The sequence below is a fragment of the Streptomyces sp. ISL-87 genome (assembly GCF_018614095.1).
GTDB lineage: Bacteria > Actinomycetota > Actinomycetes > Streptomycetales > Streptomycetaceae > Streptomyces.
Genome location: NZ_JAGGOY010000132.1, coordinates 1 through 9,536, shown reverse-complemented (window position 1 = coordinate 9,536; position 9,536 = coordinate 1). Strand labels below are relative to the sequence as shown.

13 protein-coding genes are annotated in these 9,536 nt (G+C 68.6%); 8 read left to right on the top strand and 5 right to left on the bottom strand.

What is annotated here, in order from left to right:
• Positions 1–284: 284 nt before the first annotated feature.
• Positions 285–602, bottom strand: a complete 318-nt coding sequence (locus J7I97_RS35870; protein ID WP_214944061.1) for a hypothetical protein — start codon at positions 600–602, stop codon at positions 285–287.
• Between the two features lie 419 nt (positions 603–1,021).
• Here J7I97_RS35870 and J7I97_RS35865 point away from each other — a divergent pair, with 419 nt between their 5' ends.
• A complete protein-coding gene (locus J7I97_RS35865) occupies positions 1,022–1,342 on the top strand; it encodes a hypothetical protein (protein ID WP_251051137.1) in 321 nt (106 codons plus the stop codon).
• Between the two features lie 149 nt (positions 1,343–1,491).
• On the opposite strand, the gene J7I97_RS35860 is transcribed toward J7I97_RS35865, so the two are convergent.
• The 3 genes from J7I97_RS35860 to J7I97_RS35850 form a co-directional block, all read right to left on the bottom strand.
• Positions 1,492–1,659: a hypothetical protein gene (locus J7I97_RS35860; protein ID WP_214944063.1), complete on the bottom strand. Its 168-nt coding sequence runs from the start codon at positions 1,657–1,659 to the stop codon at positions 1,492–1,494.
• A 30-nt stretch (positions 1,660–1,689) separates the two neighbouring features.
• The gene (locus J7I97_RS35855) at positions 1,690–2,046 is read right to left on the bottom strand and encodes a PRC-barrel domain-containing protein (protein WP_214944060.1); all 357 of its coding nucleotides are present in this window, start codon (positions 2,044–2,046) and stop codon (positions 1,690–1,692) included.
• 243 nt (positions 2,047–2,289) lie between these two features.
• Complete coding sequence (locus J7I97_RS35850; protein ID WP_214944062.1) at positions 2,290–2,616, bottom strand: DUF5994 family protein; 327 nt, start codon at positions 2,614–2,616, stop codon at positions 2,290–2,292.
• 281 nt (positions 2,617–2,897) lie between these two features.
• Between J7I97_RS35850 and J7I97_RS35845 the strand changes: the two genes are divergently transcribed.
• Together J7I97_RS35845 and J7I97_RS35840 are read left to right on the top strand one after the other, a co-directional pair.
• Entirely contained in the window at positions 2,898–3,149 is a 252-nt protein-coding gene (locus tag J7I97_RS35845) for a hypothetical protein (RefSeq protein WP_214944059.1), read from the top strand.
• 744 nt (positions 3,150–3,893) lie between these two features.
• Positions 3,894–4,211, top strand: coding sequence for a hypothetical protein (locus J7I97_RS35840; RefSeq protein ID WP_214944058.1), 318 nt, complete (start codon positions 3,894–3,896; stop codon positions 4,209–4,211).
• A gap of 9 nt (positions 4,212–4,220) precedes the next feature.
• Here the strand turns inward: J7I97_RS35840 and J7I97_RS35835 are convergent, their stop codons facing one another.
• A complete protein-coding gene (locus J7I97_RS35835; protein WP_214944057.1) occupies positions 4,221–5,210 on the bottom strand; it encodes a hypothetical protein in 990 nt (329 codons plus the stop codon).
• 60 nt (positions 5,211–5,270) lie between these two features.
• Here J7I97_RS35835 and J7I97_RS35830 point away from each other — a divergent pair, with 60 nt between their 5' ends.
• The 5 genes from J7I97_RS35830 (at position 5,271) to J7I97_RS35810 (ending at position 9,481) form a co-directional block, all read left to right on the top strand.
• Positions 5,271–5,486, top strand: a complete 216-nt coding sequence (locus J7I97_RS35830) for a type II toxin-antitoxin system VapB family antitoxin (RefSeq protein WP_100202944.1) — start codon at positions 5,271–5,273, stop codon at positions 5,484–5,486.
• The gene (locus J7I97_RS35825) at positions 5,483–5,905 is read left to right on the top strand and encodes a PIN domain nuclease (RefSeq protein WP_214944056.1); all 423 of its coding nucleotides are present in this window, start codon (positions 5,483–5,485) and stop codon (positions 5,903–5,905) included. Before J7I97_RS35830 ends, J7I97_RS35825 begins: the two co-directional genes overlap by 4 nt.
• A gap of 250 nt (positions 5,906–6,155) precedes the next feature.
• Positions 6,156–6,434 (top strand): ribbon-helix-helix domain-containing protein, encoded by a 279-nt coding sequence (locus J7I97_RS35820; protein WP_214944055.1) that lies wholly within the window; start codon positions 6,156–6,158, stop codon positions 6,432–6,434.
• Positions 6,431–6,856: a PIN domain-containing protein gene (locus J7I97_RS35815; protein WP_214944054.1), complete on the top strand. Its 426-nt coding sequence runs from the start codon at positions 6,431–6,433 to the stop codon at positions 6,854–6,856. The genes J7I97_RS35820 and J7I97_RS35815 overlap by 4 nt, the downstream gene beginning before the upstream one ends.
• 198 nt (positions 6,857–7,054) lie before the next feature.
• Complete coding sequence (locus J7I97_RS35810; RefSeq protein WP_214944051.1) at positions 7,055–9,481, top strand: helicase C-terminal domain-containing protein; 2,427 nt, start codon at positions 7,055–7,057, stop codon at positions 9,479–9,481.
• Positions 9,482–9,536: the final 55 nt, after the last annotated feature.

The following is a 9,536-nucleotide window of genomic DNA, read 5'->3' as shown; positions in this document are numbered from 1 at the left end:
TGAACACCCTCGCTCTCGTCACCGCAGGCACCCCTTGGAATTGATCATCTAGGCGGCAAACACGCGAGCGCGTCTGTCATCGACCTGCTCTTCGTGAAGGCTTCAGCAGAGCAAGGGGGTTCGTACCTGCCGGGGTGGCCGGGAGACTGGGCACACGCACAACCGCGGGCGGCTGATGATGGAACATGGCGTCGACCGAGACGAAAGTGTCCCGCCGGACAATGTCGGGCTACGGTCAGTTCTGCCCCATCGCACAGGCGGCCGAGGTGCTCACCGATTTCCTTTCATCTCGAGTTCCGGATGGTCTCCTCGAACGCCCGGTCCATGTCGAATAGGGGCTCCCACGTGACCTGAACTACATGGCCGTACGTCTGGTTGTGGTATGCCTGGTAGCGTCCAAAGGCATCGGGATCCTCCACTTCGATCAGCACGTAGCCCCCCCATCCCGTGCCATACGTCTGGTGGTGCTTCACGCCTCGGTCCACTCCGCCCCAATTACCCGCCTGGGCGAAGGTTTTAAAAGCTTCGGACCATGCTTGGTCGAGTTCGGACTTACTAACACCATCCCGATACGCGAATCGCTGAAGATAAATTTGCCCCATCGATCTTCTCCTTTGCGTCCCGTATTACCACCGGTGCCGTGCAACGGCTACCAGTTGGCATTCGCTCGACGTCCTAACGGGCGGCAACCGCCGGTTAGTCCGATCGGCATCGGCCATGTGCGTTCGATCTCGCGCACGCCGACCAGGCCGCGCCTTCGAGCAGGGCGCGGGTATCGGAAGGGCGGAGCAGCGTGCCGCCCGAGCTGATCGTCCTGAGGCTGCCGAGCACGCCTACGAGCGGGTCATCCGAGCCGGCGCACCGGCCTAGGACGATTCTGCGCTCCCGGGTCCGCCACCGCCAGCTGGTCGAGGTCCGCGCGTCGGCCGCCACGGCGTGAACCTCCAGGTCATCACCGACCCCCGAGGCGTTGGAACACACCCGGCCCTGCCGAAAACAGTGGCGGCCCTGCGGAGCGCGAGTGTTACGGCAAGGCCGCAGCGGACCGCTGGCCGAGACGTTCCCGAACGCGGTGCTCGTACACACCCCGGTGCACGCCTCCTGGTTGAACCAGGTGGAGATCTACTTCTCCATCGTGCAGCGCAAGGTCGTCTCGCCCAACGACTTCCCCGACCTTGCCCAGGTCGGGGACCGGCTCCGAGCCTTCGAGGACCGCTACAACGCCACGGCACAGCCGTTCCAGTGGAAGTTGACCACCTCCGACGTGGACGATCTGCTGGCCAGGCTCGACCGGCACAGCGCCGATCACCCAGAAGAATCCTCGTTCCGCCTCGTCGTGTGATCAACCCCCGAAGGACTTCCGGAGCCGACCGCTAAGGCCCGGTTCGTAGTTCGAGTCGGGGTGGTAACTCCAGATGTCGCGGTGCGCGGCTGCGGTCCCTTCGTCCGTGACGGGGTCTGGTGCCAGCCCTCCCGCGGCTGCCGCGCGGGTCAGCGCAGCGGCGGGCGTCGGTGCCGCGCCCGTACGGCGAGGATCGCCACGTCGGCGACCAGCAGGACGACGCCGATGACCAGGAGGTAGACAAGCCCGTGGGCGACCACGCCGACGATGCCGAGCACGACGGCGACGATGACCACCAGGAGGAAGAGGATCACCATCGGCCTCCCTTCCGTTGTGGGGTTCGGGGGTCAGCGGCGAGCGAGTTGGCGCTCGCCGCCAGCACCAGGCTGATATTCCAGGCCGTAGTGCCGGAAGACGGCTTCCTCGTCCTCCGCAGGAAGGATGTCGTCCGTGCCGATCGGCGGGCAGCCCTTCACTAGCGCCTTGGCGTAGGCGACCCGCAGGTAGCCCGGCCCGACCACCGCCTCATCCAGCGGCACGAAGACGAGGCGGTGGCGGGTGGGCAGGCCGACCTGCACAGTGGCCATGGCCGGCTCGTCGGTACTGGTGTCCACGTAGACCGCTTCCATCGTGCCGATCTTGTGCCCCTTGGCGTCCACGACGTCGTGGGTACGCCACTCGCGGACATCACCGATGCGGATCATCGTGGCTCCCTTCGCCGCGGCGAGCCCTGGGCGGCCGGGCCGACAGCTGCTAGCTCCGTATCTTTCAGCTTGCGCCCGTCGGCTCGCAAAAACCAGCAGCCACGGGGACGACGGTCAGGGGCGCGGCGGTGCGGGTAGGTGGCGCTGGCGGAGTCGGGTGAGGCTGAACGGTGCGGGTGTTGGCGGGATCGGCTGCGGCGCTCATCAGCGCGGCAGCCTCGGCCTGGTCGGTCTCCGGCGGGATCACCAGAGGTCGAGGCGCAGCGGCGCGAAGGAGCACACCATGATCTCGTTCGGGTCCTGCTCCTGGCTGAACGAGCCGCCATGGACCACATGGCCGGCCACCGGGATCAGGTGGGGGATCACAGGCCAGTGGTTGGGGTTCAGTGCAACGCGGGTGACGCGACTCCACTGCTCGTCCAATTCCGCGGCCAACGATGGGAGTTCGGTGAAGAGATCGTGCGAGGGCGGCCACCAGGCGCCGTCCAGCCGGCCTGCGGTGGCGCCGTCGGGGGTGAGCGAGAGCCGAAGTTGCGGTTCCGGAATCGGTGGTGTGGCCGTCACGGTCACCCGGGTCGCCACGCGGGCGGCGGCGTCCGCACGATGGTGCGCACCCTCTCGCACACGCTGAAGCGCGAACGCGGCGGGATCACCAGCGACGACGCGACGCTCTTCCTGGTCGAGTGGCGCGGCAGTACCTGAATGAGCACCAGGACCCTAACCGAACCGCTGCTCCTCCCCAGGCCTGTTACTGACACTGGCCGGCACGCCACGGGTCGCCTGCGGGTCGTCAAGGCCATACGTTCGTCTTGCGAGGCTCGCTCGTCGGTCCAGAGGCACAGGAGGCTCGGATGCGTCAGTACCGGTGGATACTGGAGACCCAGGACGACGACAACCGCTGGTCCCGGCGGGACGGTGCACCAATGCCCGACCCCGTGCAGTACGACGGCCCACCCCAGCAGGCGGCCAACCACCTGCGCGACGTGTTCGTACGCACGCTCTCCCGACCCGCCCCCGGCCCCCGAGCGCTCAGGATCCGCGACTGGGAGGGCGGGCAGGCGACCGGCGAGCCCCACGCTGAGACCGAGTGGTCGCGGGAGTAGCGCGGGATGGCGATCACTCCCGTGGTGGACCCGAGCACGGTGAGCAGAGGCCGCCTGGTTGCAGTTCTGGTTGCATTCAGCAGCGTTCAGCAGCATCCGCCGACCCCACCGCGCCCGAATCACCGCAGGTCAGGACAGGTGCGGCCGCCGCCGGACAGCCGGTCGGACGGTTGGAAAGCGTGTTGGGGCAACCCCTCACGAGTTCGAATCTCGTATCCTCCGCCAGTGCCTCACCGGGCACTTGAAGCCCCGACCGGGAAACCGGCCGGGGTCTTCTGCGTCCGTGGTCTCAGTTCGAGTCTCATTGATTCGAGGCATAACCGGATATTTGGCCACATTGCGGCTTCGATGGCCTATCCCTCGTACTCCCAGGGTTCAGCAAGAGTGGGCCCTTCTGTATGGCTACTGATCCGTAGCAGCGTGCTGCTGGCGAATCAGGCCTGGTGGGATGGAAGAGATGGCCGACGGGATTTCGCGACAGGTGTCGTGCACGTATGTGGATTTCCATCACTCGGCCTTGTTGATGGCCGGCGATCCACTCGCGCAGTGGTTCGCTGAGACGGTGGGGGAGGGCGCTGGGCGCGGCCGAGCGCACAGCTCGGCTACTCGGCTAAGTGGGTGGCCATGTCCATTGCAGGAACGATCAAGCCCTGTGTGAGGTCCGTCCACGCCGTCTTCGTGTGGAACGTTGGCGGCACAAGCCCTGCCGGAAATGCTGGCGGGAGCTGAAGAATGGAGCGAGGTATGAGCACTCAACTGCCCCCTGGCGTAGTCCAGATCCTCCCTGACGGCGCGCCGTGTCCGTCCAAGACCCTGGGCCTGTATCGGGACTACAACTGCCAGGGCCCGGGGTACGGGATCGGAGCAGGCTTCAACGTGGACCTCAGCCAGCTGCCGCTTCCTGGCGGCGGCAGCATGTCCAAGAACGTCTCATCATGGGTGAACCTCACGGACAGCGACGCGAAGCTGATCGGCAAGGGTGAGCGCATCCTGAAGGCCGGCGAGAAGCTCGAGGAGCCGGCGGGCTACAACGACACGGTGGAACGAGTCGCCTGGGTGTAGTAGGCCCGGCTAGCCCGCGCGCGGGGCGAGCGTGAGACACGGCGCTCGCCTCGCGCCTGGTTCAGCCACTCCCTTCGAGGTGTCGAGGCTGGCGATGAGCTGGCGGTTCGCGGCGCGGGCGGCGTCGAGGTCGTCGTCGCGGTCGGCGAGCTGTTGTTGGAGTTCGGTGGTGTGCTGTTCGAGGTAGTTGATGCGCTTTTGCAGGGCGTCGTGGTCGGGCGGTCCGCCGAGCCCGGCTCGGCGATGCTCACAGGCGGTGCGTGTTCCTGGTCTGGTCGATGAAGGAGGGGATGGCGGGCATGCCGAGGTCGACGACCTGGCGGGTGCGGCGCAGGGCGGTGGCGGCGTCCTTGATCTGTTCGCGTTCGTCGTCGGTGAGCTCGCCCAGGGAGTCCTCGGCGCGGTGGATGAGCTGGCGGAGCTTGCTGATCTCGGTCTCGGAAGGGGCTGCTTCGGTGCGGGCCCAGGGGTCGAGTTCGTCGGCAGCCAGGACGCGTTCGCGGTCGCGCAGGAGGGTCTGGAGGTAGTCCTTGAGCTCGGGGAGGTAGGAGGCATCGGTGCGGAAGTGGCCGCAGCCCAGGCAACGGAATCGAAACGGGCAGGCTGTCCGCCGGCCTTGATGTTGCCGGGTTCCATGCAGATGCCGAAGGGGACGGAGACCTGTCCGATCCGCAGGCGGGTGTGCTCGTCGTCCAGGGCGCCCTGGATCTGCTGCCAGGTCCGCTGCCCGTTGCGGTCGAACTGGTGGGCCGCTACCCGCTCGACCGCCTGACGCATCCGCTTGCCGGTAATGCGGTAGCAGGTCTGAGTTGTGCGCATGGTCCGGTGGCCCATGAGATCGCGCAGGACGTCGGGTGGGACGCCGGCGTCCGCATGCCGTTGGGCATAGCTGTGCCGGTAGGCGTAGGGGACGATCGCCGCCTTGTTGAACTCGACGTCGCCGTCGGCCAGCAGTGCGGGCAGGGCATCGACCCAGTCCCGGTGGGAGGAACTGACCACCCCACCCCGACACACAAGTTGAGATATACTTACCTCCACAGTTGATATCAGGAGCTGCACATGAGCCGGACCGTCATCGACCTGGACGACGAATTGGTCGCCGATGTGGCGAAAGCCCTGGGGACGAGCACCAAGAAGGAAACGGTCAACACAGCGCTGCGCGAGGTGCTGGAGAACCGGCGCCGCGCGCTGGCCCTCACCCGACTCCGGGCCGCCGCCGATCAGGGCGCCTTCGACCTGGAGCTGTTCGAGGACAAGAGGAACTACCGGCGGTGAACGCGGCACAGTTCCTGATCGATACCAGCGCCCTCGCACGATTCCTGCGGGGAGACGCGGAACAGTACGGCTGGGACCAGGCGGCAGCCGCCGGACTGATCGCCACCTGCCCCACCACGGAGCTGGAATTCTTCTACAGCGCCCGGTCTGCCACCGACCGGGCGCCCGGCATCGAGGACATCCGGCTGATCTTCGGCTGGGTCCCTGTCGATGACCGCGCCTACGACCGTGCCTGGCAGGTTCAGGAGGCCCTCACCAAACAGGGCAAGCACCGCAGTGCAGGCGCAGTGGATCTCGTGGTCGCCGCAACAGCGGAGCTCCAGGGCCTCACTCTCCTGCACCGCGACCACGACTTCGAATGCATCGCCGCCGTGACCGGGCAGCCCCTCCAGTGGTACGGCCCAGAGGGCGGCAAGTAGGGCCTGTGGTTGCAGTTCTGGTTGCGTTCGCCTCCGTCCGGGTGCGTTCGGACTAAGGCCACGAAAGCACTCCGACGCAGGTCAGGACGGGTACGGGCCCAGCCGGACGGACGCCCGTGAACACGTCATAGCGCTCGCGGGCCGTCCGCTCGTGGGCCCTCAACCGGGTGCCCGCCCCGCCCCATCCACGGCAGCGTCGGGGTGCCGACACGCCGGTAAGGGGACTGGTACCAGGAGTATGGTCTCTTATATGGCGACTAAGAAGGTGACGGTGACGATCCCCGAGGATCTCCTTGAGGAGATCCGCGCGGAGGCCGCAGAACGCGGCCTGTCCGCGTACGTCGCGGAGGCGCTGCGCTTCAAGCGCGACCGGGATCGACTGCGAGAACTGGTCGACTGGCTGCAGGAAGAGCACGGCCCCGTCACGGAAGACGAGCGCGCAGCAGTGTCCGAGGAACTGGAGGATCTCGACGCCCAGCACGAGCGCCGCCGCGCCGCTGGAAAGCACAACGCCGGAGAGGCCGCGTGAAGAAGCGGGCCGGTGAGCACGGGCAGCCGCCGCTGCGCATCTTCGCACTCGACTGCGAAGCCCTGTCCCTGGCCGTGCGCGGCGACCGGAAGATGATCGCCTGGCTCGACCTCGCGGCCCGTGGTGACGCCGAAGTGGTGACGTCTCCGATGACGCTGGTCGAGGCATACGACGGCAGAACCACCGAGCAGCGCTGGGACTGGGTCCTCTCCCGGCTCAAAGTCGCCGACGTCGGAAAGGACGAGGCCCGCCAGGCCCGCCGACTCCTGGCCGACGCCCAGCTGCACGGCCACAAGTACGCGATCGACGCGGTGCTCGCCGTCATCGCGCGTCAGCAGAAGGGGCAGGTCACCGTCTTCACCTCGGACGTGGACGACCTGGAACGGCTGGTCCCGGACTCCATCGTCGTCAAGAAGGTATGACCCGACACCCTGGTCTTGCGTTTACATCGCCCTGAAACCAGAGCATTTCGGCGCATTCAGGCGCCACTGCCTGCGAGTGCCGACGTCCGCGGAGGAACCTCTCCCGTTCCGCACCCGGGGCCTCGGGGTAGACGCCATGCTTGACTCTGCACCGGAGCGGTTTCGGTGCTGCTCCGGTCTGGTGTGACGAGGTGCCCCATGAAGTCCCGATCAACGCTGGCGGCCTGGCTGGGCGGTCTCTCCGCACCGCGCCTGGCGCGCGTACTCGCCGTGCGGAAGGATGCGGCGTCCTCTCCGGAACCGCGCACGGTAGGGGAGCTGGCGGACCGCCTCCAGCGCCCGGGGTCGGTGGCTCTTACCCTGCCGCGGCTTACGCTGCCGTCCCTGCAGGTGGCCGAGGCGCTCGCGGCACTGGGAGGACGGGCGTCGCGCGATGCCCTGGCGGGACTGCTGGGAGCGACGGACGGCGAAGCCGCTCGCTCGCTGGATTCCATCCTGGAGGGGCTGGCCGATCACGCATTGGTCTGGCCGGACGGCGCCGGGGCGCTCCGCATGGCCTCATCCCTGCGGCAGGCGTGGGACGCACCCCTGGGGCTGGACCACCCCCTGGAGAAGCTGCTGGCAGGCGCGACCTCCGAGGAGCTGCGCGCCATGCTGGTGGCCCTCGGCATCAAGCCGCCGGGCACCAAGCAACAGCGACTGGTGGCCCTGGTGGAACACCACAGCGACCCCGGAGCCGTCGCCGAAGTGGTGGCACGGGCGCCCTCGATCACACAGAAGCTGCTCGCCCGCCGAGCGGACTCCGCCACAGGGCAGCGGCAGTTCATCATGTTCGGGTCACCTGGCCCCGACCTCGAACCCGGCGCGCGATGGGCACTCGACCGGGGGCTCCTGATCGTGGACCGCCACCGGTACGGCCCCGCGCGCATGCCCGTCGAAGTCGCGCTGGCGCTGCGCGGGCCGGAATGGCACGCCCCGTTCGACCCCCTTCCGCCTTCCGCGCAGGTGGTGTCCGTGGGCTCCGCCGAGGTGGAGCGGGAGGCCGCAGCCGCGGCCACGGCGCTCGCCGCCCAGGCCGCGTCGGTCCTCTCGGCCTGTTCCGCGTCCCCGCCGGCCAGACTCAAGTCCGGTGGGATCGGCGCACGTGAACTGGCCCGGATCGGTAAGGCCGCCCAAGCCGACGACACCGTGGTACGCATCACCGTGGAGACCGCGCACGCGGCCGGACTGCTGGGCCGGGACGGCGACCGTGTGGCACCCACCGGGGCGTACGACGCCTGGGCGGAGCAGGAGCCCGCCGAACGGCTCGCCGTACTGCTCCAGGCATGGCACAACCTGGCACTCACCCCCACCCAGGCGCGTGACGAGGACAACAAGGCGCTCCCCGCCCTCGCGGGAGCACCGCCCTGTGGCGGCTGTCTGCAGGCCCGGCACGGGCTGCTCCACGCGGCGGCACAGCTTCCGGCGGGGCGCAGCGTGGCCATCGCCTCGGCCCTGGGGCCGCTGGTGGCCTGGTACCGGCCGCTCGCCGACTCGTCACCCCAGGACGGGACACCGTTCGCCACCCTGATCCACGAGGCTGAGCTGCTCGGCGTACTCGCTCGCGGCGCACTGTCTCCCCTCGGTACCGCCCTGATGGAAGATGACGCGGCGGAACTGACCGCCGTATGCCGGCGGCTCCTGCCCACGGCCACCCGGACAGCTCGGATCGGCGCCGACCTCACCGCTGTCGTCACCGGCACGCCATCGGCGGCACTCGCCGCGCTGCTGGATTACGTCGCCGACCGCGAGACCAGCGGCACGGCCTCGGTGTGGCGGTTCAGCCCCGGCAGCGTCCGCCGGGCCCTCGATGCGGGGCACTCGCCGGACGGCCTCACAGCCGACCTGGCCGCCGTCACCGCCGGGCCGCTGCCCCAGCCCCTGTCCTATCTCATCGCCGACACCGCGCGCGGGCACGGCCGCGTACGCATCGCCACCGCCGCCTGCGTCATCCACGGTGAGGAACCGGCGCTCCTCGCCGAGCTCGCCGCCCACCGCAAGCTCGCCAAACTCGGCCTGCGGCAGCTCGCACCCACGGTGCTGGTCAGCCGCAGCCCGCTCGACGCCACCCTCACCGCGCTCCGCGCCGAGGGCTACGCCCCCGTCGCCGAGACCGCCGACGGAACCGTACGCATCGAGAAGACCCGACCGCCGAGGGCCGCCGCCCCCGTACCGACCCCGCGAAGGGCCGGCACGGCCGCCGATCGCCGCGACGCGGTCCGCCACACCGCGCGGACACCGGCCACCGTCGACCCGAACGTCCTTGCCGACCGCCTGCTCACCGCTCCGCTGACCGCCCCGGACCCCGACCCGTTCGGCAGCGGAGTCCCCTTTGCGACCGACACCGAGGAGATCGTCTCCGGGTACGCGAAGCGGCTGTCCTACACCGATGTCCGCCAGCTCGCCCATGCCATCGACACCGGAACGCCCCTCGCCGTCGAATACGTCGCCACCTCCGGCAACCGCACGGTACGCACCCTCAGCCGCCTCGAACTCGACCCGCCCTACCTCGAAGCCTGGTGCCACCTGCGAGAAGACGAGCGCGTCTTCACCCTCTCCCGCATCCACAGCGTCATGCCCTCGTAGGACGAGATCACCCGCCAACCCGACACACAAGTTCAGATATACTTACCTCCACAGT

Excerpts from the sequence above, each read along its gene's own strand:
- J7I97_RS35870 (WP_214944061.1), bottom strand. The coding sequence starts at position 602 with ATGGGGCAAATTTATCTTCAGCGATTCGCGTATCGGGATGGTGTTAGT.
- J7I97_RS35860 (WP_214944063.1), bottom strand. The coding sequence starts at position 1,659 with ATGGTGATCCTCTTCCTCCTGGTGGTCATCGTCGCCGTCGTGCTCGGC.
- J7I97_RS35855 (WP_214944060.1), bottom strand. The coding sequence starts at position 2,046 with ATGATCCGCATCGGTGATGTCCGCGAGTGGCGTACCCACGACGTCGTG.
- J7I97_RS35845 (WP_214944059.1), top strand. The coding sequence starts at position 2,898 with ATGCGTCAGTACCGGTGGATACTGGAGACCCAGGACGACGACAACCGC.
- J7I97_RS35840 (WP_214944058.1), top strand. The coding sequence starts at position 3,894 with ATGAGCACTCAACTGCCCCCTGGCGTAGTCCAGATCCTCCCTGACGGC.
- J7I97_RS35830 (WP_100202944.1), top strand. The coding sequence starts at position 5,271 with ATGAGCCGGACCGTCATCGACCTGGACGACGAATTGGTCGCCGATGTG.
- J7I97_RS35820 (WP_214944055.1), top strand. The coding sequence starts at position 6,156 with ATGGCGACTAAGAAGGTGACGGTGACGATCCCCGAGGATCTCCTTGAG.
- J7I97_RS35810 (WP_214944051.1), top strand. The coding sequence starts at position 7,055 with ATGAAGTCCCGATCAACGCTGGCGGCCTGGCTGGGCGGTCTCTCCGCA.